The 18,705-nt window shown below is 54.9% G+C and carries 32 protein-coding genes; 23 read left to right on the top strand and 9 right to left on the bottom strand.

The features are described 5' to 3' along the window. Positions 1 to 10: 10 nt before the first annotated feature. From FEM54_RS05345 to FEM54_RS34555, 3 genes are read left to right on the top strand one after another with little or no spacing between them, the layout of a single operon-like run. Positions 11 to 544 (top strand): glycoside hydrolase family 19 protein, encoded by a 534-nt coding sequence (locus FEM54_RS05345; RefSeq protein WP_138449850.1) that lies wholly within the window; start codon positions 11 to 13, stop codon positions 542 to 544. After that, a complete protein-coding gene (locus FEM54_RS05340; RefSeq protein WP_138449849.1) occupies positions 541 to 912 on the top strand; it encodes a hypothetical protein in 372 nt (123 codons plus the stop codon). Before FEM54_RS05345 ends, FEM54_RS05340 begins: the two co-directional genes overlap by 4 nt. After that, positions 909 to 1,166: a hypothetical protein gene (locus FEM54_RS34555; protein WP_138449847.1), complete on the top strand. Its 258-nt coding sequence runs from the start codon at positions 909 to 911 to the stop codon at positions 1,164 to 1,166. The genes FEM54_RS05340 and FEM54_RS34555 overlap by 4 nt, the downstream gene beginning before the upstream one ends. On the opposite strand, the gene FEM54_RS05330 is transcribed toward FEM54_RS34555, so the two are convergent. The 5 genes from FEM54_RS05330 to FEM54_RS05315 form a co-directional block, all read right to left on the bottom strand. Then, complete coding sequence (locus tag FEM54_RS05330) at positions 1,081 to 1,509, bottom strand: hypothetical protein (RefSeq protein WP_338109323.1); 429 nt, start codon at positions 1,507 to 1,509, stop codon at positions 1,081 to 1,083. The genes FEM54_RS34555 and FEM54_RS05330 overlap by 86 nt on opposite strands. 317 nt (positions 1,510 to 1,826) lie before the next feature. Beyond that, entirely contained in the window at positions 1,827 to 3,023 is a 1,197-nt protein-coding gene (locus tag FEM54_RS05325; RefSeq protein WP_138449845.1) for a tyrosine-type recombinase/integrase, read from the bottom strand. A gap of 276 nt (positions 3,024 to 3,299) precedes the next feature. Further along, the gene (locus FEM54_RS05320; RefSeq protein ID WP_240792713.1) at positions 3,300 to 3,602 is read right to left on the bottom strand and encodes a hypothetical protein; all 303 of its coding nucleotides are present in this window, start codon (positions 3,600 to 3,602) and stop codon (positions 3,300 to 3,302) included. A gap of 40 nt (positions 3,603 to 3,642) precedes the next feature. Next, positions 3,643 to 3,810, bottom strand: a complete 168-nt coding sequence (locus tag FEM54_RS33855) for a hypothetical protein (RefSeq protein WP_171045802.1) — start codon at positions 3,808 to 3,810, stop codon at positions 3,643 to 3,645. Next, complete coding sequence (locus FEM54_RS05315) at positions 3,807 to 4,040, bottom strand: Arc family DNA-binding protein (protein WP_138449842.1); 234 nt, start codon at positions 4,038 to 4,040, stop codon at positions 3,807 to 3,809. Before FEM54_RS05315 ends, FEM54_RS33855 begins: the two co-directional genes overlap by 4 nt. 297 nt (positions 4,041 to 4,337) lie before the next feature. Between FEM54_RS05315 and FEM54_RS05310 the strand changes: the two genes are divergently transcribed. From FEM54_RS05310 to FEM54_RS05295, 4 genes are all read left to right on the top strand, one after another. After that, positions 4,338 to 4,634, top strand: a complete 297-nt coding sequence (locus tag FEM54_RS05310) for a DUF6388 family protein (RefSeq protein WP_138449840.1) — start codon at positions 4,338 to 4,340, stop codon at positions 4,632 to 4,634. A gap of 176 nt (positions 4,635 to 4,810) precedes the next feature. Continuing rightward, positions 4,811 to 5,752 (top strand): hypothetical protein, encoded by a 942-nt coding sequence (locus FEM54_RS05305; RefSeq protein ID WP_138449838.1) that lies wholly within the window; start codon positions 4,811 to 4,813, stop codon positions 5,750 to 5,752. 183 nt (positions 5,753 to 5,935) lie between these two features. After that, positions 5,936 to 6,502, top strand: a complete 567-nt coding sequence (locus FEM54_RS05300; protein WP_171045801.1) for a uracil-DNA glycosylase — start codon at positions 5,936 to 5,938, stop codon at positions 6,500 to 6,502. A 207-nt stretch (positions 6,503 to 6,709) separates the two neighbouring features. Further along, complete coding sequence (locus FEM54_RS05295) at positions 6,710 to 6,928, top strand: hypothetical protein (protein WP_138449835.1); 219 nt, start codon at positions 6,710 to 6,712, stop codon at positions 6,926 to 6,928. Here FEM54_RS05295 and FEM54_RS05290 read toward each other — a convergent pair. Beyond that, positions 6,900 to 8,162 (bottom strand): nucleotidyltransferase family protein, encoded by a 1,263-nt coding sequence (locus FEM54_RS05290; protein ID WP_138449833.1) that lies wholly within the window; start codon positions 8,160 to 8,162, stop codon positions 6,900 to 6,902. The genes FEM54_RS05295 and FEM54_RS05290 overlap by 29 nt on opposite strands. Positions 8,163 to 8,194: 32 nt before the next feature. Then, the gene (locus FEM54_RS05285; RefSeq protein WP_138449831.1) at positions 8,195 to 8,653 is read right to left on the bottom strand and encodes a hypothetical protein; all 459 of its coding nucleotides are present in this window, start codon (positions 8,651 to 8,653) and stop codon (positions 8,195 to 8,197) included. 550 nt (positions 8,654 to 9,203) lie between these two features. Here FEM54_RS05285 and FEM54_RS05275 point away from each other — a divergent pair. Continuing rightward, positions 9,204 to 10,100 carry a DUF6387 family protein gene (locus tag FEM54_RS05275; RefSeq protein WP_138449828.1) on the top strand — a complete coding sequence of 299 codons (897 nt, stop codon included), beginning with the start codon at positions 9,204 to 9,206 and terminating at the stop codon, positions 10,098 to 10,100. A 193-nt stretch (positions 10,101 to 10,293) separates the two neighbouring features. Here the strand turns inward: FEM54_RS05275 and FEM54_RS05270 are convergent, their stop codons facing one another. Next, on the bottom strand, positions 10,294 to 10,749 hold the full coding sequence (locus FEM54_RS05270) for a helix-turn-helix domain-containing protein (protein WP_057007987.1): 456 nt from the start codon (positions 10,747 to 10,749) through the stop codon (positions 10,294 to 10,296). A 111-nt stretch (positions 10,750 to 10,860) separates the two neighbouring features. On the opposite strand from FEM54_RS05270, the gene FEM54_RS05265 reads away from it, so the two are divergent. From FEM54_RS05265 to FEM54_RS05245, 5 genes are all read left to right on the top strand, one after another. Next, entirely contained in the window at positions 10,861 to 11,055 is a 195-nt protein-coding gene (locus FEM54_RS05265) for an Arc family DNA-binding protein (RefSeq protein ID WP_338109321.1), read from the top strand. Next, positions 11,036 to 11,431 (top strand): DUF3077 domain-containing protein, encoded by a 396-nt coding sequence (locus tag FEM54_RS05260; RefSeq protein ID WP_138449823.1) that lies wholly within the window; start codon positions 11,036 to 11,038, stop codon positions 11,429 to 11,431. The genes FEM54_RS05265 and FEM54_RS05260 overlap by 20 nt, the downstream gene beginning before the upstream one ends. Then, positions 11,428 to 12,225, top strand: a complete 798-nt coding sequence (locus FEM54_RS05255; protein ID WP_138449821.1) for a phage antirepressor KilAC domain-containing protein — start codon at positions 11,428 to 11,430, stop codon at positions 12,223 to 12,225. Before FEM54_RS05260 ends, FEM54_RS05255 begins: the two co-directional genes overlap by 4 nt. A gap of 137 nt (positions 12,226 to 12,362) precedes the next feature. Further along, a complete protein-coding gene (locus FEM54_RS05250; protein ID WP_138449819.1) occupies positions 12,363 to 12,707 on the top strand; it encodes a type II toxin-antitoxin system RelE/ParE family toxin in 345 nt (114 codons plus the stop codon). Beyond that, positions 12,704 to 13,021: a helix-turn-helix domain-containing protein gene (locus FEM54_RS05245; RefSeq protein ID WP_138449817.1), complete on the top strand. Its 318-nt coding sequence runs from the start codon at positions 12,704 to 12,706 to the stop codon at positions 13,019 to 13,021. Before FEM54_RS05250 ends, FEM54_RS05245 begins: the two co-directional genes overlap by 4 nt. Before the next feature lie 51 nt (positions 13,022 to 13,072). Here FEM54_RS05245 and FEM54_RS05240 read toward each other — a convergent pair whose 3' ends face one another. Beyond that, a complete protein-coding gene (locus FEM54_RS05240) occupies positions 13,073 to 13,498 on the bottom strand; it encodes a helix-turn-helix domain-containing protein (RefSeq protein WP_138449816.1) in 426 nt (141 codons plus the stop codon). A 98-nt stretch (positions 13,499 to 13,596) separates the two neighbouring features. Between FEM54_RS05240 and FEM54_RS05235 the strand changes: the two genes are divergently transcribed. From FEM54_RS05235 to FEM54_RS05190, 10 genes are all read left to right on the top strand, one after another. Continuing rightward, positions 13,597 to 13,833, top strand: coding sequence for a transcriptional regulator (locus tag FEM54_RS05235; RefSeq protein ID WP_008431880.1), 237 nt, complete (start codon positions 13,597 to 13,599; stop codon positions 13,831 to 13,833). Positions 13,834 to 13,922: 89 nt separating this feature from the next. Beyond that, positions 13,923 to 14,345 (top strand): phage regulatory CII family protein, encoded by a 423-nt coding sequence (locus FEM54_RS05230; RefSeq protein WP_008431877.1) that lies wholly within the window; start codon positions 13,923 to 13,925, stop codon positions 14,343 to 14,345. Positions 14,346 to 14,502: 157 nt separating this feature from the next. Next, on the top strand, positions 14,503 to 14,946 hold the full coding sequence (locus tag FEM54_RS05225) for a hypothetical protein (RefSeq protein WP_138449814.1): 444 nt from the start codon (positions 14,503 to 14,505) through the stop codon (positions 14,944 to 14,946). Further along, positions 14,943 to 15,281: a hypothetical protein gene (locus tag FEM54_RS05220; RefSeq protein ID WP_138449813.1), complete on the top strand. Its 339-nt coding sequence runs from the start codon at positions 14,943 to 14,945 to the stop codon at positions 15,279 to 15,281. The genes FEM54_RS05225 and FEM54_RS05220 overlap by 4 nt, the downstream gene beginning before the upstream one ends. Then, positions 15,278 to 15,730 carry a hypothetical protein gene (locus tag FEM54_RS05215; RefSeq protein WP_138449811.1) on the top strand — a complete coding sequence of 151 codons (453 nt, stop codon included), beginning with the start codon at positions 15,278 to 15,280 and terminating at the stop codon, positions 15,728 to 15,730. The genes FEM54_RS05220 and FEM54_RS05215 overlap by 4 nt, the downstream gene beginning before the upstream one ends. Then, a complete protein-coding gene (locus FEM54_RS05210) occupies positions 15,727 to 16,050 on the top strand; it encodes a hypothetical protein (protein ID WP_138449810.1) in 324 nt (107 codons plus the stop codon). Before FEM54_RS05215 ends, FEM54_RS05210 begins: the two co-directional genes overlap by 4 nt. Continuing rightward, on the top strand, positions 16,047 to 16,283 hold the full coding sequence (locus FEM54_RS05205; RefSeq protein WP_240792712.1) for a hypothetical protein: 237 nt from the start codon (positions 16,047 to 16,049) through the stop codon (positions 16,281 to 16,283). Before FEM54_RS05210 ends, FEM54_RS05205 begins: the two co-directional genes overlap by 4 nt. Continuing rightward, positions 16,283 to 17,284, top strand: coding sequence for a hypothetical protein (locus FEM54_RS05200; protein WP_138449808.1), 1,002 nt, complete (start codon positions 16,283 to 16,285; stop codon positions 17,282 to 17,284). The genes FEM54_RS05205 and FEM54_RS05200 overlap by 1 nt, the downstream gene beginning before the upstream one ends. After that, on the top strand, positions 17,281 to 18,060 hold the full coding sequence (locus FEM54_RS05195) for an ATP-binding protein (RefSeq protein ID WP_138449806.1): 780 nt from the start codon (positions 17,281 to 17,283) through the stop codon (positions 18,058 to 18,060). Before FEM54_RS05200 ends, FEM54_RS05195 begins: the two co-directional genes overlap by 4 nt. Continuing rightward, positions 18,057 to 18,705 (top strand): replicative DNA helicase (locus FEM54_RS05190; protein ID WP_276614440.1); only part of this gene is annotated, 649 nt, incomplete at its 3' end. The genes FEM54_RS05195 and FEM54_RS05190, both read left to right, overlap by 4 nt.

Raw genomic sequence — 18,705 nt, 5'->3', positions numbered from 1 at the left:
GGAGAAAAGCATGCCGATCACCGATCAGCAGTTACTACAGATCCTCCCGAACGCCGGCCGCCAAGCCGGCGTTTTTGTTCCTGTACTGAATACGGCCATGGGGCGGTACGGCATTGTCGGTACCCTGCGTGTGTCTGCGTTCATCGCCCAGGTCGGGCATGAGTCGGGCCAGTTGCGCTATGTGCGCGAGATCTGGGGGCCGACGGCGCAGCAACTCGGCTATGAGGGTCGTGCTGACCTGGGCAACATCGTTAAGGGTGATGGCTCCAAGTTCCGTGGCCGAGGCCTGATCCAGATTACCGGCCGGGGGAACTATGCCGCGTGCGGCGAGGCGCTGGGCCTGGACCTGATCAGCAAGCCCGAACTGTTGGAGCTTCCGCAGTGGGCGGCCGCGTCGGCGGCTTGGTTCTGGAAGAGCAATGGGCTGAACAACCTTGCTGATAATGGCGAGTTCGTGAAGATCACCAGGCGCATCAATGGCGGGCTCACCGGCCAGGACGATCGCCTGGCGCTGTACGAAAGGGCGCTGAAGGTGCTGGCATGACGCCTGTGCAGAAGCTGGTTGTGTTGGTGCTGGCAGTTCTCCTGGTGTTGGCGGTTGGCGGCGGCGCCGGGGTATGGCTCGCCGCGCGCCATTACCGGCCGCTGCTCGACACGGCCAACCTCGACTTGGCCACAACCAGGGCGGCACGGGCCAACCTTGAGGTATTGGCCGGGGAGCAGGGCAGGAAGCTCGGCGAACTGGTACAGGCGGGTGAGCTGCGGGAGCGGAGCGCCGCGCTGGCGCAGGAGAAAGCTCGGGAGGAGGCCCAGCCAGACTACGCGGCAGCCAACAATCTATTGCGGGAGCGAACCGGCGGTGATCCCGCCCAGGCTGCCAGCGCGATCATCGATAAGGAGCTGGGTCTATGAAGACTTTGCTGGTGGTACTGGCCGTGGTGTTGGCCGGATGCGCGGGCCATCCGCCCGAGGTGCGCACTGTCCGTGTCGAGGTGCCCGTGCTGGTGCCGTGCAAGACTAAAGACGTCGCGGTCCCGCCGTGGGCAGCGCAAGGCCTGAAGAAGTCCGACAGCTTGGAACTCAAGGTGCGGGCGCTTCTGGCTGAGCGTCGGCAGCGGATTGGCTATGAACGTCAGCTGGTTGCGGCGGTTGAGTCCTGTCAGTAGCGCGGCCATTCAACTCCAGCAGCAGGCGCTGATTCTCCCTGAACAGGTCATCCCGCTGGCCGGCAACCGACTCGAGCGCCCGGACCTTGCCGTCCAATTCCCACGTTTCATGATTCAGTCGGGCGATGTTGTCGAGCGCCTTCTTCAGCTCAGTATCAGCCGTGGCCTTGCCGGTGGCCAATAGGTCGCACATCTGCACCAGCCCGGCGATGTTCCGGCGCGCCTCGGTCAGCCGCTTCTGGGTCGCGGTCAGCTCGTCCTCGAGCAGGGCGCACTGGTGCTGGTACATTTCCAAGGGCGTAGGGCATCCAAGCCACTCGCAGGTGTCTTTATCGAGCTTCATGGTGGGTAGACTCAAATACTGTATGTGCGCACAGTAATCGAGGTGTTGCGGATTTGGGAGTGGTGTTCGTCGGCAGGACGCCGGGGAGGTGCGTGACATTTGCGTGACTTTCTCACGCACTTGTAAGCTCTTGTGGGCATTCGATTGCAGCGAGCGCCAGTAAAAACAGCCATTTCACAAAGGCTTACGGTGTTACTGCGTGCATGGGGTGCTAGGGGTCGAGTGTTCGAATCACTCCGTCCCGACCATATTTTACAGTGACTTAGCCGAACTCTAGCCAGTTCGGCTTTTTCATGCGTAGGGACTTTTGCGGGGGATCATCCCAATTTTCTCCTCAAGATGGTCAGCGCTGGCCCGCGAGAGTCAGTTGCCGACACTTTGTTCGCGGCCTCAATCAGATGCTGCAGCTCCGGGGTAGAATAGTGGCTGGTGATGCTGCCGTTCTTATGCCCCAACAATGCCTTCCGATCTTCCTCTGTCACGTCTGCTGCACGTAGCCTTCTGCCGAAGGTGTGTTTCAAGTCGTGAACGCGGAAAGCCCTGAACCCTGGATGCGCCGGCGACTGTTTGGTTTGTTCCCATTTGTCCGCCGAACGCTTCCTGGCCTTCCTCCAGGCCGAGTCATTCATTCTGTCCATGGTAGTGGCCCCATATTGATCTGGCTGTCCGTAGGGGAACACCAGGTCTTTGTGCAGGCCTCGTTGCTTGTCGATGATGTTCATCGCCACTCTGTTCAGGATCACCAGGCGTTCATCGCCGTTCTTCACACCTGCTTTATCACTTCGCCCGCCGAATCCGGCAGGTATCAGAAACACGCTGGTGTTCAGATCAGGCACCCGTATCTCCCATTCCCATCTCAACTTGCAAACTTCTTGCTCCCGGCACCCCGTGTTTACCTTGTAGAGGGCCATCCTCAACAGATGGTCCGGCAGTTCGGGAAACAGAATCGCCTGTTCTTCCCACGACATCGGGTACGGCTTCCTGGCCGACCTCTTTTCCTCAAGCATCGATATCATCGGCACGCTTTCCAACCACGGCCGTTTTTCAGCATCGCGCCACTTGCGGTGGCACAGGTTCAAGATTCTGACGACACGTTGCAGGGCGATATTGACCGTCCTGTTCGAGACACCAGGCTTGACCTTCCCTTTGTCAGTCTTGCTTGGGCGTTGCCGGTCACGGATGAACGGGGCCAAGGTTCCGTCATCAATGTGCGTGATCGGCAGATCGCCGATGTACGGGTCCAGCTGTTCGATGTGGGACGCGGAAAGACCGATCGATGCTTGGTCTTTGAACTCAACCAGGAATCGGGTAGCGGCCTCACGCCAGGTTCGCACCTGGCGCACGCCGTAGATCTTTTCCTGTCGTAGCTTTTCCAGCCGATGAATCAGGTACTGCTCGGCTTCTTCCCTTTCGCTTGCTCCAGTGCTTTCCTGAAGTCGGCTACCTCGGACGACTTTGTCGATGTGCCAAATCCCGTTCCTCTGATAGAGGCCCGACATTGTTTTTCGCGCCATTGTTTTGCTCCTTGGCGCCCACTGCGGGGCAGATTGTTGTCCTCATTGGCCTGCTTTTCAATTGCCATGGACTCAGCCCAGGAGTCTGCCCACTGATCCAACTCGATCCGATCGAAACCAACGCCTTGTTTCCCTATGGGGAATTCGCGGACGTTAGGCCGAACACTCTTGTTAAATTCTTCCCTGCACATTCCCAGGTAGGCAGGGGCAGTTGACGCTCTCAGGAAGCGCGGCGCGGTCTCTTTGGTGGGTAATGCAGTTGATTTGGCCATGGAGTCATCGCTGTTCGATGGAAGACGTTGTTTGCACTGACTTTCTGACGGGAAAGGCCTCGCCCTCCCACTTGCCGGGTTTTCCACGTATCGCGCCATGCAGGTCGTAACGGTGGGGCTTTTTGCTGGCGAATAGTTTTTCACACGCCTTTAGCAGGGCATGGTCATCTTTTACAGCCAGCAACTCCTGGCCAGCCGTCGAACCCACCTGAATCCATCCGGATTTATCGCGGCCGTAGTTTTCTGTCTTGAACAAGCGATACCTGTTCCGGTGTCCGGTTCCGGGCGATGAGGTCTCGGTGTTCATATAGAACGCCACGCCATCCCGTCGTACCCGAAGGACTGTCTTAGCCATGGGACGAATCACCTTGAAAGTGGTCAGCCAGCACTCGGCGCGCGTCGATCCCGCACGATGCTGACATGACGTAGATCTGGCCGAAGGTGGTCTCCCGACGCTGTAGGGCGTTGAACAGTTCGATCAGGCGCTCGCCCACCTGTCCGTTGCGGCGGCTCATAGGCCCGAGCTCACAGCTGGCGGGAGCGAAGCGGCGGCACTTGCCAGCGCATCCAGCAGCAAGGTTTGGCGGTTCTGTCCGTCCAGGTACTGACGCACGGCCCGGACAAACACGCTATTCATACTCCGGTCAGCGGCATTCGCGGCTGCTTCGATATCGGCACGCAGCCCGTCAGGCAGGCGTACCACAAATTTGTCAGCGGTACGGGAGTCGTATTGGTTAGTACTCAATGTGTTTCTCCAGGCAAGCCGATAGCCGGCCGCGATGATGGCTCTCGTAAATATTTGGATGTGCTCTGTTTCGCCATGAGGTGGCGAAGGAGTGGCTATAAATTAGCAATAGCTAAATAAATTAGCAAATTGTTTTTGAGATTTCCAGATTTGCTAATTCTTCTTCAGGGGAGGAGGCTCTTAACTCGTAGTGGCGAAGTAATGGTGCTAAATTCTGGCGATTCGACATATGGGGGCGATTCGGATGCAGAGCGAAGCAGCCCAGTTCTTTTTACTGAGTTCGGAAGGATTTGGGTTGTGGGAATTAGAGATCAGATTCACGACAATGCTCTTGCGGTCATCCTTGAAGCCAATCCGCAACTGATAACAGAGTGCGAAGTGGCCAGCGAAGCTGAGCTTTGCGGCTCTACACGAGGGCAGTATCGTTATCTGCTGCTAAGTGAAGCGCTGGAGAAACAAGCTAAGAGACATCGTATGCACGTTTGGGATTACCAGCTCAAGCTGGCGGAGGACGCCGGGATTGATGTGTCTGATGTTCGAGCTGAGGATAGGCGCGCTACAGCCGCGGCGCTTGGTATGGACGATCTCATCTAGAGCGTATGGCTATCCCTAGTAGTGCCAGCGCTGGTTGAACGGTTGCGCGAATGAGTTGAGGGCAGTAAGGATATTGCGGAGTCATAAATGAAGCGAATCAGAGTGGGTCGCTGGCGATTAAAAATTTGCCTGCGCTAAAGTCGACCAAATGGAAAATACAATGAGAAGGGAAGGAAATGTCTGAGTTCGTTCTGCTGGTCGAGCACTCCGTCAAATACACGAATAAGCAACCGCTCGCGGTACAGGACGTAATAGACTCGTTATCTGCTCTGGAAAAGATTTCTGTTCACTTCCTTCCTGAAGCTTTGTCCCAGCTCACTGGCGCGGGCGTTATGTCGGCAGACTTGCTGATTGAGGGGTTTCAGCAGGGTTCGTTTATTGAGGACACGCTGATTAGGCTTGTCTTCAAGAACAAGGAAGAAATGGACAAGTTCCTAGACAAGGTGCGCGAGGGCGGAAAAAATGTTTATCGAAATCTCCCTGGTAACGGGAGCCCCGTCTTGAAAGGGGCCGTGGCGGTCACGTGCGTGGTTGGCGCCCTCGTAGCGGCTGGCGCTGCCTGGGCAATAATTAACAAAGCCCCGCAACCTGCCTCTCCGATCGCCCTGAATATTACTAACAGCAATTTTGTCGTGATTGGTGCGGAGTCTTATGCAATCTCCCCGGAAAAATTTGCAGAGGTAATCGAGAAGGTTGGTTCCACCGACAAGAAGAAACTTGCTCAAGCAGCAGTGAAGGTTATCGCGCCTGCCAAGAAGGAGGACGGAGCAACCGTCGTCATGAGCCAGGATGAAAGCCTATCGATTCCGGTCGAGACGGTGAGAGAGATACCGGACACCGTCGAGTTCGAACCATTTGAAATTGACGAGCCGCATCCAGATGCAGATGTAGAGATCAGGGCTACAGATCTCGACTCATCGAGCAAGGGATGGGCAGCGATCATCCGCGGCCTGGTTGACCGAAGGGTGAAGCTGATCTTGGAGGAAGGTGTAGATCCTCAAAGCTTGGCTGGAAAATTCAAGGTGCGCGCAGATGTCGTAGTTAAATTCCGGATGTCCGCGAAAACCAAGAAAATGGAACCTGTCTCCATTACCGTTCAGAAGATGATCGATAATTAATGACGAGTATGAATGGCTGCTGCCCACCACCCAAGTCAGCCATCGTCTCCATTTCATAAGGGCCCGGCCCTGCGCCGGGCTTCTTGCATCTGCACTTTCCCACTCAACCGCTCTATTCGAGAACTCAATATGCTCGTAGACCTTCCCAAGATGCTTCGTTGTCGTGAGGCGAAGGCGAACCGAATGATGCAGCTCGGCGAGGTCCATATTTACCCATTGACCCGTTTTGTTGACCAGCTTCGCGAGAGTGCCGGACCAAGTGCGGGCATCCCCTATTTTGACCCTTGGGATGGGGGCGTCGACGCTGAAGCGTTATTCCTTCTGGAGGCACCAGGGGCAAAAGCGGTAGCTTCGGGCTTTATTTCACGTAACAACCCTGACGAAACCGCGAAGAATATGTTTGAGCTCGGGGTCGAGGCCGGCATTGATCGCAAACACACAGTGCTTTGGAATGTCGTGCCTTGGTACATCGGGACGGGCACGAAAATACGAGCCGCCACCCCTCTAGATCTCGAGGCAGGGCTTCAACCGCTGCCTCAATTATTGGTACTGCTACCAAAGCTACGGGCTGTCGTTTTACTGGGGAGAAAGGCAGAGAGGGCTGCAGCTGCCATAGCCTCCGTCCGGCACGATCTGAAGCTGTTCATTTGCGCCCACCCGAGCCCGCTATATGTAAATAACGCAATCGGTAACCGCGAAAAGATTCTTACAACCCTTCGCCAGGTCCGCGCATATTTACAGCAAGGTTGACTTGCAGGGCCCAGCCAGCGCTGGGCGTCGTGTATCTGTTCCTTCACATCCCTTTCACAATCGAGCGCCTATTGTGGTCACAGCTCCTTGTGAAGATCCTTTAAGCCCGCTACCCCCATCGCGGGCTTTTCTTTGCCTGGAATTTGCCAATCGCGCCAGTGTTTACCTAAGCTGCATTTTTCTATGCCCTCGAATGGAGTCGAAGCCATGTCCACGCCACAATACTCTCTCCCCGATACCCTCGAGCGCATCTACGAGAACCAACTCGCCCTGGAGGCCGCGCTGATGGAGCTGACCCTTCTAGTTGAGAAGCTAGGCCACGACGTGGCCGGAGATAACGTACGTGGTGCCTTGCATGCCATTGGCGAGAACGCTGGGCATATCAAGCAGGGGATGGCTAGGTTGAGGGCACAAGGGCCGGATTGATCGCCAGGGGGAGGGCAGTGACGATCTCGCTCATCGTCGCTTTATCTTGCTCAAAGTAGGTGGCGCCGGTGTGTGTAATTGCGAGCTGATAGTTCCCGATCTCGACGACATCCACCAAAGCAAACAGTGAGATCAGGTCTAGCCCTTCGGCTCTACCAATCTCAGTATCTGGCGCGTCATTCCCCTCATCCAGCATGGCTGCAAATTCTTTGGCTTCTTTGTGAGTACTGAAAAGCTCAAGTATTTCCGTCGACCAAATTTTATTCTGATCGCGATGTACCAACGTCTCTGGGGAGCCTGGGCTTCCCAGATAATAAGCGTGCCTGTTCGCGAGAGCTTGAGTGTCCGGATGGTTGGGACCGCGACGAATTATCCAGGCACCGTTAGGGCCCTTCCTGCTGATGTGGGGGATGAGAACGTATTGCTTGATGGTTGGCTCTTCATCGAACGGGTTGTACGGCAAAGCAGGGCGCCCCAAATGCAGAGCTGTTGCTCCGCAGCTAAACTTCACGCGATAGCTATCTGATGAATCCCAAACTCCAACAGGTGCGTACCTGGCCATCAATCGAATTATCGCAGGTATCAGCACCTGGGATTTCTTGCCCATCATGGGCGCCATTCGAAGGAGCTTTTTATCCCGTACGCTGATTTCTTCCGCAGGGACTGGCTCCAGGTCTGCTGCGGTAATCTCAACGAACTCCCACTCCAGTAGTCCTTCTTTCTCTTGCGCCGCTAGCTCATGCAGTCGTTCGGGCTCCATGTACAGTTGTTCAGCTCGTAATGGAATCGAGTCTGTCTCCCGTGTTGCCCGGCCGGCGTTGGGGTCTGGCTGAATTGAATCAATCGCCGATCCCCATGAGCAACCGGGCTTGGTCCAGATGAGGATTGCGCCAGGGAATACCACACCTGATGTGCTGCTATCCGGAGTTCCAAAGTAGTAGCGAACATACTGGAGGGCGCCGAAGAACGTCTTCGTTATCGTTGGAGGCGCAGGGTGATTCCCTTCAATGAGGTTGTACTCAAGGATTAGGTCCAAATCTCCACAAGTCATTGCGCCGCGGGCATACGAGCCGACCACCCATAGCGAGGTAATCTCGAGCTGGGACGTCACCGCTTTGTTGAAGAAGTTTTTGTGAGCGATAACTCGTGAGGATGCCTCGTCTAGCCTCTGGCAGATCCGCACAAGCTTTTTGGTGAACGATTCGCGGGTGAGTCGCTTTTCGAGTGCTGACATGCGCTCATCTCGGTAGGCAGTGGGTAGAACTGTTATTTGGACTTGAAGAACATCATCGCATCGATGAAGCGTTGAGCCTTTTTCTGCGAATCAACCCTGGAGAAATTCAGCGTGCCGCCGGCCTGGTTCGTTGTGATCACGACCCAACGATTGCGCTTGGTGTACAGAGTTGCAGCGCCGATTGAATTGAAGTAAATCCTGGTCTGAACGGCTTTCGATGATGTGACCGAGTTCCCCGCGGCGATGGCGCCATTTCCTAGGGGTACAGCGCTTGCGAAGCCGCTGCTGGAGGACACGACACCGCTTCCGTAGGCGATGTACTCATTCGTGAAGAAAACCTGCTCGGGCCTGGTCTTCTCGGGCTGTTCCATCAGCACCTGCTCAATCACTGACCTGGCCTGTTCCGCTGTGATCGGTGAAGGCTGGTATTCGACGACTTTTGACGCGCACCCTGTGAGCAACAGCAGTGCTGCGATGGCGATAGTTTTCATCCCTGACTCCCTTAAATTAATGCCGAGCATTCTGCCATGGTACGGCTGGCCAATGCTCAGAACATGCTTGGGCACTTGTAGAGCTTGATCGCTGAACTGTCGAGGCCGGTGCTACTGACCACATATAGCGTTTGAATGTTGGCCTTCTGTGCAATAAAACCTTCACAGGAGTAGCCGCACATCATGACCCTGGCAGTGAAGCAAACGTTCTGCAGTCTGAGCTTGTATAGGTCTTGAGGCCAAGTCATGCAGTCATAATCGCCGCCAATGGGGCAGGAGACTCTCTCAAGTCCGCCAGAGGCCAGGACTGTTGACCCTGCAAGGTTATCGATATCTCCATACCCCCACGCCGTTTGGCTCAGCCCAGTAGTCATCATCTTCCCTTGATTTAGGTGGTGGGGCTCTGACTCTACCAACCCCTTGTGCCGCCCTCAACGCCTGCGTGTTTGGTGATTTTGGTTGTGTTCCCAAGATGCGCCGTAGGGCTATTACATTTTGCTAACGGGCTATATAGACTTGTTAGAACCTATTCGACGTACTGGGGGGGTAAGTGGCCAGATTAAGCAATGCTATAAAAAAATCGGATATCCCGAGTTGGTTTGTCCTGAGTAAGTATGCGTTTGCTTCTGATCTCAATAGTGCTGGCTGGTATGAGCAGATTTTAGCAAGAGAACAGTTGTTTCTTCTGATGGGGCAACGTAAAAATATTGGTGATCCACCAAACGAAAAAGATTTGGCTTCTAGGCTGGCATCTGAAATATGGTTAGAAGCTAAAGTTTCATTTAAAGGTCCTGGTATTTTGCCATCCATTTGCGGGCATGATGGTGCTGTTGGTCGTATAAACTCTAGCTATGCGAAGTCTGTCCATTCCCTCACGTATAGGCAATTTTTGCAGCAGGATGAAAGGATTAAAAACGAAGCTAAGGAGAAGGCAAAGCAGTGGTGGGAAAATATAAGCGCTCCTGATTTCGGCTCCGGAAAAATTGATATGGATCTCGCCTATCAAGTCATGGAGTTCGTAGATTTACCACTTCATGCATCACAGAATAGAACGTCACTACATGCTATAGCTGATGTTGATCTGAGTATGCCGGATGCTATCTTAGTTGATGCTTTTAAAGCTTGGCTTGCAACAGTGAGAGAAGAATTCTACCTGGACTCACCAAAGCAGTATAGGCGACCAGATTTTGCGTCGTGGGTTAGGCTTGGAGTATTGCCATATCTGGACCTTGTCTCTTGGGCTGAACTCACAGGGCAAAGTATTCCTAACAGATTAATGGCGAGTTTGCTTTTTCCAGCTGGAGATGGAGGGGAGGAAACCATTAGAAAAACAACTGCCCCGATTGCTATGGAGATGATAGGGCGGGGAGGATATACAGATAGAACTATTCTCGACACGCTGCTTGCGGTTGCCGCCCATGAGGGCCGGGAGTTGGATGGTGGTTAATTCGGAAGCCTTTCCTGCTCTTTCTTTTCCGGAAAAAAGATGGCCCTTTTCAGTGCCTTCCAATTGCTGATTTTGTGTGAATAATTGGAAACCATCGTAACCACAGAAGCTTCGTTAGGAGTCCGATGGCATGTATAGCGGTTTGAGCAGAGAAGTTCCTAGGCGGAAAAAAAACGGCACGTCGCACACGAGGTTAATTACCGAGCTCAAGATCTCCATCATCATCTGGGCCTGGCAGCGCATCAAACCGATCTACCATGCCTGGAAATTCCTCTTCCATCATGCGCCGTGTCTCAGGATCCTTAAGTTTCATCCGTAGTCCGATGATCGTCAGTTTTCGCATCAGTTCTTCAGTCGAAATGCCAAGTTTTGCCGCCTCCGTATCGAACTGCTCGGCTTCTTCGGCGCTGAGCTGAATCTCGATTTCCTTAGTGGTCTTTTTCAGTTCCGGCATCAGATCGTAGGCGTCCATTTTCAGAACCCGGGCCAGTTTGAGGGCGCCGCCCAGGCGGGGTTTGGAGCGACCAGCTTCATATCGGACGATTTGAGGTTGGCTGATGCCGCTTTGTTCGGAAAGATCTTTTTGCGTCAGACCTGCTTCAGAGCGTGCCCATAGGAGGCGTTCAGCAAAAGATCTGGTATCGGTCATGAGCCCTCTAAGCCTTTTAATTACTGGGTTTCATATCACTATATCAGACAACAAATGATCCCCAATGATCAGTATTGACATGTGATAGTAAGTGGTATCAAATGATCACAAATGATCACTTCATGGCGATGGAGGTTAAGGATGAGGCAAGAAAAAGTTCCGCTGGTGATTCGTTTGCCACTTCAACTGAGGGATTGGCTGAGCGCGAAGTCAGAGGAGAACGGAAGGACTGCGAACGGGGAGGTAGTTTTCCGCTTAAGGAAAATGATGGAGCAGGAGCTTGTTCATGAAAAACAACAGGCATGAAAAAGCCCCAAGCGCGCCAACGCTTGAGGCCTATGAAGCAGTGAACATTTCTGAGGACATTCACATGACGAAGCATACCGAAGTAAACGAAAAACTCAATGCTGGCGCCTTCAAGGGTCCAGTGACCGTGCCGCTTTCATTCGCGCAGTGCAACATTGAGGGGCAAGATTTGTATGGCGTCCGTCCAGGCGTTCCCGCTGTTGATGCTTTGAATCAGGCGTCCTGCACTCTTCATAGCGTGAAAAAGGCGTTAGAAGACGCGGGAATGGCCGAGCTCATTGTTACGCCAAGCCAAGCATGGTTGCTACACATGGCGGTCGAGTCTGCTAAGGCTGCTATCGACTCCGTCACCGAAGGCCTGGAGAAAGCACGATGAATACTTTCTCCGTTCAATCCGAGCAGCTTTCTGGAGATGCGCCACGTTTTCTGCAAACGCAAAACGTGGCGCGGATGTCGTCTCGCGAAATTGCAGAATTGGTGGGTTCCCGTCACGACAAGGTGAAGCAGTCCATTGAAAGACTGGCTGAGCGTAGCGTTATCGTCCACCCCCCAATGGGGAATGAACAGTTCAACGACGCACTGGGTCGTCCGCGCACAGAATCGGTTTATTACGTGAGCAAGCGCGACAGTTACGTCATCGTGGCCCAGCTCAGCCCTGAGTTCACGGCCCGCCTGGTGGATCGTTGGCAGGAACTGGAAGAGATGTCAGCCAGGCCAGCCTTCGACATTGCCAGCCTGAACGACCCCAAGGTCTTGCTGGCCCTGTTGACTGACAACGTCCGCAAGGTCGTCGCCCTGGAGGCTGACAACACAGAGCTCTCGAAAGAGAACCACGAGCTGGAAGTGAAGGTGGAGCAGGACGCTCCGAAGGTGGCCTTTCACGACATGGTCGTGGTGTCGCACAAGAAGTACAACGCCGCTCAGGCTGCCAAGATCATCGGCACCGGCCGCACCAGGCTGTTGCAGTTCATGCGGCAGAAAGGGTGGGTGACCCGTTCGAACGAGCCGTATCAGGCGAAGATCGAAGCCGGCTTGCTGGATGTGAAGTTGGGCACCTTCGAGCACCCGATCGACGGCACGATCCCAACGTGCTCTACACTGATCACAGGGAAGGGTCTGACGAAGTTGGAAGCTCTTTGGCGGGAGCGAGACGCGGACTTGTTGGCTTAGCAGTGAAGAGAGCCCGGCCCAGCGCCGGGCTTTTCGTCAGAGCCTCAGTAATCCTCAATGGCGTGGCAGAGAGTTGGCAGAATGAGTCATGCAGCTACGCTTTTTAAATGTAAGCAATTTGCGTATACTTGAGCCCAATGAAAACAGTCTTTTTTGAAACGACAAGCTTCACCGCCATGGTAGGTGACTATCTGACTGACGATGAATATCGGCAGCTCCAGACGGAAATGCAGGCGAATCCTGAGGCAGGCGATGTAATGCCACGTACCGGCGGCTTCAGAAAGCTCCGCTGGCAGGACAATCGCCGCGGGAAGGGAAAGCGTGGTGGTCTTCGTGTGATTTATTACTGGTTGCTTAATGACGGCCAGTTTTGGATGTTTTCGATTTATGACAAGGATGAGATGGCGAACCTGACTGCGGCTCAGGAGAAGGCATTGAAGGCTGCTATAGATGCAGAGCTGAAAAAACGAGGTGGGAAATGAAAAAGAAGCGCGATCTGTTTGCTGAGCTGATGCAAGGCGTAAACGAGATGGGCGAGCACCGGCAGGGGAAGATAACACTTCGTCAGTACGAAGTGGAGGCTCTTGCACCTCCAGAGGTGACGGCTGCTGAGATCGTTTCCATCCGTGAAAATCTTCATATGTCGCAGCCAGTGTTCGCCAGGCAAATCAGGACCAGTCCTGACACGCTGAAAAACTGGGAGCAGTCGAAGTCAAAGCCAAATGCTCAGGCTGCGCTGTTGATCAAGCTGGTCCAGCGTTTCCCAGATATGGTTGAGCGTCTCAACACTGTCTGAACCGATGATTACCCAAGAGCCCGGCCCAGTGCCGGGCTTTTTGCATCTGGCTCAAGGCTTTTCAGCGTTGGCCTTCTCAAGCAGGCCAGCGATTCCCTCGAGCAGTACCAGGTCTGACTCCCTAAGCCTTCCCTTAGCCGCTGCCCGGGCGAGCTTCTCGATAACCGCCACAGCCCGTGGCGAGGCCTTGTCCTGAAGGGCCTGGTAGGCAGACGCCGCCTCTCGTACCACATCCTGGCGAGTGTATTCACCCTCGATCAATGCCGGCCCGTGCCCGTTCGGGTTGACCAGCACACCAGGCGTGAGCCCGATTTTCTGCTCAAGGTTGAGTGCCGCCTTCTCGCCCAGGGAGCGGTGCCCATTGAGGATCTGGGACAAATACGAAGCGTCCAGATCGTGCTGGTCGGCGAAGTCTTTCTGGCTGAGTGGGCCGATGACACGCCGCAGCGCGTCGACTCGAAGAGTTTTGATATCCATAGGCGAATAGTGTCCCTGCGTTAGCAAACAGTAAATTATAAAATGCTATTGCTATTGAGATTAGCAAAATGTAATCTTGGCTTCTTTCGGAGACAAACATGACGCTACTCGAACTCATCCGGTCCCTCGACACACCTTCGGTGGAGTCGTTGGCCAAGCGCAGCGGCACCAGTGCCGGGAACCTTAAACAGATCGCCCATGGCTTTCGCCGGGCAGGCCCAGGCCTCGCCATCAATCTTGAGCGGGAGTCGAGCAGGGCGGTGACCTGTGAAGAGCTCCGGCCCGATGTCGACTGGGCCTATCTGCGCAATTCAGGCCAAGAGCCGAATCTTTAATCCCGATTAAAAGAAGCCCTGATCGAGGGCGCATATCTTCGCCCTGAGCTGAACGTTCCGCCACGACAACCACGAAGAGGTTTCCCGAAATGGAACAGGTACACCGCGCAATACATGAGGCAGTTCTGGAGGCGGGGCCAAAGCAACTGGCTCACCTGATGGGTATGAGCCATACCGCATTGCTCAACCGCAGCAACCCAAATGACGACTCGCACCGCCTGAACCTGGAGCAATTTCTTCAGATTCTGGTGCATAGCAAGAACGTTGAGCCGCTGGAACACCTGGCCAACACATTGGGCTATGCCCTGGTGCCTCAGGCGCGGCCGGCGAGCAAGAACCTCATCGAGGCTCTAGTGCATCTCGCGGCTGAGTACGGGGATGTTTCTCGATTGGTACATGACGCCCTGGCGGACGGTCGAGTTTCACCTTTTGAGAAGGCGAACATCCAGAAAGAAATCGGCCATGTACGGCAGAGCTTGCTGGTGCTGGAAGAGTCAGTCAAAGCGGCGTGAATGGCCTACAGCGCAGTCAGTCGCCTGGCGGCTTGCATTAATTAAAACGGGTGGAGAATCAATTTTGCCCGGTGCAGAAAGCAACAAACCCGGCGGGAACCGGGCTCATCTAATCGTCCTGTGCGATCAGGACTACACAACTGCAGAGGTATCAATCATGGCACATGCAATTCGTAGTAAACAAGTTCGGTCGCCTGTTGTTGAACGGGTTCAACCCAAACCTCGGTTGGCTCGCGCTCTGAAGAGCGTTGCTACTTCACCTACAGCGCAGTCCTTTGAAGCTCGTCGAGGCTTCACCTATTACGTCGTCAAAGTCATTTATGCGAATGCTGGGCTGCAACAAACCTTTCCAGGCGTACTGGATAAATGCGTGGCCCTTGAGTTCAAGGCAATGCTGGAGACAGAGGTCGCTCCTTATCCTGTTCAGATTCAATGGTGGGCTGGAATGGAAGCTGAGTTCGACAGCTTTCTGGTCGGAAATGACCGTATGGAAGACTTGATCCAGTCAGTTCGATCAGCCGAGCGTCCTGGTCATGAGCTCCTGGCGCGTCTGGGTTGTTTCGGCCGGTATGAAGGTTACGCCGTCGGGGGTGTGCAATGAACGCTGCTATCAAATGCTCCACGATCCAGCCTGATCTGGAGGATAACGCTGATTTGTTCGATGCTCTCTTCGCCAGGGTCTGCAAACGCGGCACTAGTACGAATACTCCGCCAGAAGTCATCCTCTGTCAGATGATTTTTCATGCCTCCCGCGAAGTTTTTCTAGGCATTGACGACGTGCCTTTTTCGAGTGTGAAGGCTGTGGTCGAGGCTGCTTTTATGGATTGCGTCAACGTTATCGATAGGTTGGATGAGGCCGGCGCCTCCTTAACCAGCTCGCCACGAATCAAGCGACTCATAAACGTGGCGCCGAATCTCTCGGAGGTGCGTCCATGAATCTAGTCAATGGCTCGAAGAGCCCAAGCTTCAACAAAAAAACCTTCTACCTGATTGAAGTCTTTGACGGTCGAGGTGCATACGGCTTCGGCTTTGGGCTCACAGACGAGCAGGTCGCCCGTAATTTGTTGGAGATTTTTGGTCGTGACCTGCTTGGCCGAATAACAAAACTCCACACCCTAGCCAACCCACCAGAAGAGGCTCGCGGGTACCAAAAGCATAGGCAGTTTACCGAGCAGACGCAGCGCATAAAGGCGTTGATTGATATGTGCGCGAACGAGCCTTCGCCTGGCCGCGCCTTCTTAGTTGCCTTTGTGCAACAGCACCGCGCTGCAATGCCACTCAGTCATATGGCGTCCATGCTCGAGCATGCCAAGTACGAGCCGGACTTTGATGAGTTTGCCTTCATCCCACTTCACCAATCGGCGATCGGGAGGGCTTACCCATGAGTGATATCTCCCAAGAGGTGCCTGTCACGGTTATCGACGAAGCCCACATGGAGCAGTTCACCAACGATCAGTTGGTCTACAAAGCCTGGGATGCCGTCGATACCGCGCAGGAAATTCTGTTTGACGATCCACATCCAGCTGACCTGCACGACGCGAAGTTTGAGGTGGCACACGCCTGCATAGCTCTTCGGGTGTTGGTACGCCGCATCATTGGAATGGATGCGGACGTTCTTCGCCAGACTGTGTTGCAGCGGCAATTCGAGGCTTTGATGCTGTGCCCAGAGATCGAGCAGTTCCCCGCAGGGGAGACGCTGCAATGATCACTCCACTGGAATCTACTACCCAAAAACTGGGTGGTTTGCCCGCCACGGCCTGCACCATCGCCGGCCCTTGGCCAACCTACGGCAACTTCCGAACGCTTCCAGAGCGTGAGCGCTGGGTGCTTTACGGAAGCGCTAAGGCCTACCGCGAGTCGCTGGAGCGCCAAGGTTTCGAGATGGCTGAAACCTACGATGCCTTCATCCGTCGCGTGACAGAGGAGCTGGATATCTGATGGCACGCATTAGGACGATCAAGCCAGAGTTCTGGAGCAGTGAACAGGTGATGGAGTGCCAGGCTCTGACACGCCTGCTGTTCATTGGCATTTGGAACTTTTGTGACGATGGCGGCAATCATCCTGACTCGGAGAAAACTATCAAGGCCCGGGTTTTTCCCGGTGACGAAATCAGCTCGTCGAGTATTCGTCGAATGCTCGACGAGCTGTCGTCGAACGGTCTTTTGTCCTTCTACGAGCACTCTGGCAAGCGATATTTGCATGTTTGCGGGTGGGAGCACCAAAGGATCGATAAACCAACCTTACGGTATCCGGAGTTTGTCCAGTCCCTGATGGTGTCCAGTCCGCCACCGGTGGGGGCTGGAACTGATGACAACCAGAAACCGGGGCCTGTAGGTGACTCTGTCGGTGAGTCCTCTCCGAACATTCGACCACCACTCGACGAGGCCTCGTCGAATCCTCTGCTAGGCCTCGACCCCGGAAGGGAAGGGAAGGGTAATAGGAAAGGAGAAGAACAAGATCAAGAGCATGTCCATCGTCGCGATGCTCCGCCGGACGACGCGACGCTGGAACCTCAAGCTGGAGCAAATGGGCAGGAGCAGCGCGCACCTGATCAACCCGCTCTGGCAGATCCAAAGCCGAAGCGGAATATCAAACCTGCCGCTACGGATCTGCTGAACGGCTTCGATCAGTTCTATCGGTTGTACCCGCGACGCCAAAAACGGCCTGACGCTGAGTCGGCCTGGAAGAAACTCAAACCTGACGCCGCATTGCGCGAAACCCTGCTTGCTGCGCTGGCAAGCCACTGCCTTAGGCCTGACTGGATCAAGGACGGCGGGCAGTACATCCCGCTTCCGGCGACCTGGCTCAACGGCCGGTGCTGGGAAGATGAAATCCTGGCGAACACCGAGCAGTCCAATCACGTGGACCTCGACAAAATTGACCACACCTTTGGGCTTGAACGTCAGCCCGATGGTACGTATCGAGTAGCCCGACCATGATCAAACCAGCAATCATAAACACCGCTATCAGCCGTTGCGACGAGCACGGCACGTTTGAAAACAGTCTCGTGGAGTCATTCATCGGTGACGCACAGTGGCTCGGCTGCCCGCGCTGTCACTTTGATGCACGGCATTCCACTGACGAATCCGCCGCTACCGCAGCCAGGGATGTGCAGTTCGCTCGTCAGCTCAACGCGGATCTGCTCGCGTCAGGTATCCCTCCACGTTTCCGGGCGGCGACGCTGGAAAACTACCGGACGGACAGCAAGCCAGAACCCCAGGCCGTTGCTCTTCGCCAGTGCCGGGAATACGCGGAACGGTTCGACCTGCACTGGCAGGCCGGGCTTTCGATGATGCTTCTGGGAGAGGTTGGTACCGGCAAGACACACCTGGGTTGTGCGGTGGCGCAACACGTCATTCGTCACCATGGCGCCCATGCCCGGTATACATCCGCTCTGGCGATCATTCGTGACGTGAAGGCAACGTTCAGCAAGACCGCAGAATCAACCGAGCACCAAGTGTTCAGCGCACTGCAGGTTCCCGATCTGCTGGTGATCGATGAAATCGGCGTTCAGCACGGAAGCGACTTCGAGCGGCAGGTGTTGTTCGAGGTGATCAACAACCGCTACGAGCGACTGCAACCCACCATCGTGATTTCCAACCTGGGAATTCTCGGTTTGCGTAAATGTCTGGGAGATCGAGCAGTTGATCGTCTCAGCGATGCCGGTGGTCCTGCAGTGCTGTTCAACTGGCCTTCCGCCCGGGGTGACGTATGAGCCGCGAACTGTTCAGTGATGAGGCCGAGTTCGGCATCCTTGGAGCGGTGCTGCTCAAGCCCGAGTTGTTCGACGAAATATGCAGCAAGGTGGCCGTGTCCGATTTCCATGATCTGGAAAGCGCCGCGCTTTACCAGGTGATGATTGATTGCCACGCTGCTGGCGTTCCCATCGACGTTGTCACCTTGAGCGATTGCCGCCAGCGCCTGCCCAGTGGCAAGTCGACCCTGGCCCATGCGGGCGAGGTCGCCATGAATGTGCCCAGCGCCGCCAACTGGAAGGCCTATGCTCGCATTGTTCGGGAGCGGGCAGTGTTGCGCCAGATTGTGAGTGCCGCGTATGTGATCAACGATACGGCCAACGAGGAGCGCCCACTTTCCGAAGTTATCGCCATGGCCCAGCAGGCGACAGCGGATCTGCGCGACCTGGACGACGATGGCCAGCAGGATTACTACAAGGCCAGCGAGATCCTGCCAGCAGTGATCGACACCATTGACGCGAAATTCAACAAGACTATGCCTACTGGTCTATCCACTGGCCTTGAGAAGCTGGATGAGTTGGTGCGCGGATTACGTCCGGGGAACATGATCGTAGTCGGCGGGTTGACCGGATCAGGCAAGACCATCCTAGGCCTACAAATCGCCC

The sequence above is a fragment of the Pseudomonas edaphica genome (assembly GCF_005863185.1).
Taxonomy (GTDB): domain Bacteria; phylum Pseudomonadota; class Gammaproteobacteria; order Pseudomonadales; family Pseudomonadaceae; genus Aquipseudomonas; species Aquipseudomonas edaphica.
The sequence above is the reverse complement of the archived record's forward strand: the minus strand, read 5'-3'. Positions and strand labels throughout refer to the sequence as shown.

What these genes read in the sequence shown, in the direction of transcription:
- FEM54_RS05345 (WP_138449850.1), top strand. Translation starts at nt 11, where the DNA reads ATGCCGATCACCGATCAGCAGTTACTACAGATCCTCCCGAACGCCGGC.
- FEM54_RS05340 (WP_138449849.1), top strand. Translation starts at nt 541, where the DNA reads ATGACGCCTGTGCAGAAGCTGGTTGTGTTGGTGCTGGCAGTTCTCCTG.
- FEM54_RS34555 (WP_138449847.1), top strand. Translation starts at nt 909, where the DNA reads ATGAAGACTTTGCTGGTGGTACTGGCCGTGGTGTTGGCCGGATGCGCG.
- FEM54_RS05330 (WP_338109323.1), bottom strand. Translation starts at nt 1,509, where the DNA reads ATGAAGCTCGATAAAGACACCTGCGAGTGGCTTGGATGCCCTACGCCC.
- FEM54_RS05325 (WP_138449845.1), bottom strand. Translation starts at nt 3,023, where the DNA reads ATGGCGCGAAAAACAATGTCGGGCCTCTATCAGAGGAACGGGATTTGG.
- FEM54_RS05320 (WP_240792713.1), bottom strand. Translation starts at nt 3,602, where the DNA reads ATGAACACCGAGACCTCATCGCCCGGAACCGGACACCGGAACAGGTAT.
- FEM54_RS33855 (WP_171045802.1), bottom strand. Translation starts at nt 3,810, where the DNA reads ATGAGCCGCCGCAACGGACAGGTGGGCGAGCGCCTGATCGAACTGTTC.
- FEM54_RS05305 (WP_138449838.1), top strand. Translation starts at nt 4,811, where the DNA reads ATGTCTGAGTTCGTTCTGCTGGTCGAGCACTCCGTCAAATACACGAAT.
- FEM54_RS05300 (WP_171045801.1), top strand. Translation starts at nt 5,936, where the DNA reads ATGATGCAGCTCGGCGAGGTCCATATTTACCCATTGACCCGTTTTGTT.
- FEM54_RS05295 (WP_138449835.1), top strand. Translation starts at nt 6,710, where the DNA reads ATGTCCACGCCACAATACTCTCTCCCCGATACCCTCGAGCGCATCTAC.
- FEM54_RS05290 (WP_138449833.1), bottom strand. Translation starts at nt 8,162, where the DNA reads ATGTCAGCACTCGAAAAGCGACTCACCCGCGAATCGTTCACCAAAAAG.
- FEM54_RS05285 (WP_138449831.1), bottom strand. Translation starts at nt 8,653, where the DNA reads ATGAAAACTATCGCCATCGCAGCACTGCTGTTGCTCACAGGGTGCGCG.
- FEM54_RS05270 (WP_057007987.1), bottom strand. Translation starts at nt 10,749, where the DNA reads ATGACCGATACCAGATCTTTTGCTGAACGCCTCCTATGGGCACGCTCT.
- FEM54_RS05265 (WP_338109321.1), top strand. Translation starts at nt 10,861, where the DNA reads ATGATCACTTCATGGCGATGGAGGTTAAGGATGAGGCAAGAAAAAGTT.
- FEM54_RS05260 (WP_138449823.1), top strand. Translation starts at nt 11,036, where the DNA reads ATGAAAAACAACAGGCATGAAAAAGCCCCAAGCGCGCCAACGCTTGAG.
- FEM54_RS05255 (WP_138449821.1), top strand. Translation starts at nt 11,428, where the DNA reads ATGAATACTTTCTCCGTTCAATCCGAGCAGCTTTCTGGAGATGCGCCA.
- FEM54_RS05250 (WP_138449819.1), top strand. Translation starts at nt 12,363, where the DNA reads ATGAAAACAGTCTTTTTTGAAACGACAAGCTTCACCGCCATGGTAGGT.
- FEM54_RS05245 (WP_138449817.1), top strand. Translation starts at nt 12,704, where the DNA reads ATGAAAAAGAAGCGCGATCTGTTTGCTGAGCTGATGCAAGGCGTAAAC.
- FEM54_RS05240 (WP_138449816.1), bottom strand. Translation starts at nt 13,498, where the DNA reads ATGGATATCAAAACTCTTCGAGTCGACGCGCTGCGGCGTGTCATCGGC.
- FEM54_RS05235 (WP_008431880.1), top strand. Translation starts at nt 13,597, where the DNA reads ATGACGCTACTCGAACTCATCCGGTCCCTCGACACACCTTCGGTGGAG.
- FEM54_RS05230 (WP_008431877.1), top strand. Translation starts at nt 13,923, where the DNA reads ATGGAACAGGTACACCGCGCAATACATGAGGCAGTTCTGGAGGCGGGG.
- FEM54_RS05225 (WP_138449814.1), top strand. Translation starts at nt 14,503, where the DNA reads ATGGCACATGCAATTCGTAGTAAACAAGTTCGGTCGCCTGTTGTTGAA.
- FEM54_RS05220 (WP_138449813.1), top strand. Translation starts at nt 14,943, where the DNA reads ATGAACGCTGCTATCAAATGCTCCACGATCCAGCCTGATCTGGAGGAT.
- FEM54_RS05215 (WP_138449811.1), top strand. Translation starts at nt 15,278, where the DNA reads ATGAATCTAGTCAATGGCTCGAAGAGCCCAAGCTTCAACAAAAAAACC.
- FEM54_RS05210 (WP_138449810.1), top strand. Translation starts at nt 15,727, where the DNA reads ATGAGTGATATCTCCCAAGAGGTGCCTGTCACGGTTATCGACGAAGCC.
- FEM54_RS05205 (WP_240792712.1), top strand. Translation starts at nt 16,047, where the DNA reads ATGATCACTCCACTGGAATCTACTACCCAAAAACTGGGTGGTTTGCCC.
- FEM54_RS05200 (WP_138449808.1), top strand. Translation starts at nt 16,283, where the DNA reads ATGGCACGCATTAGGACGATCAAGCCAGAGTTCTGGAGCAGTGAACAG.
- FEM54_RS05195 (WP_138449806.1), top strand. Translation starts at nt 17,281, where the DNA reads ATGATCAAACCAGCAATCATAAACACCGCTATCAGCCGTTGCGACGAG.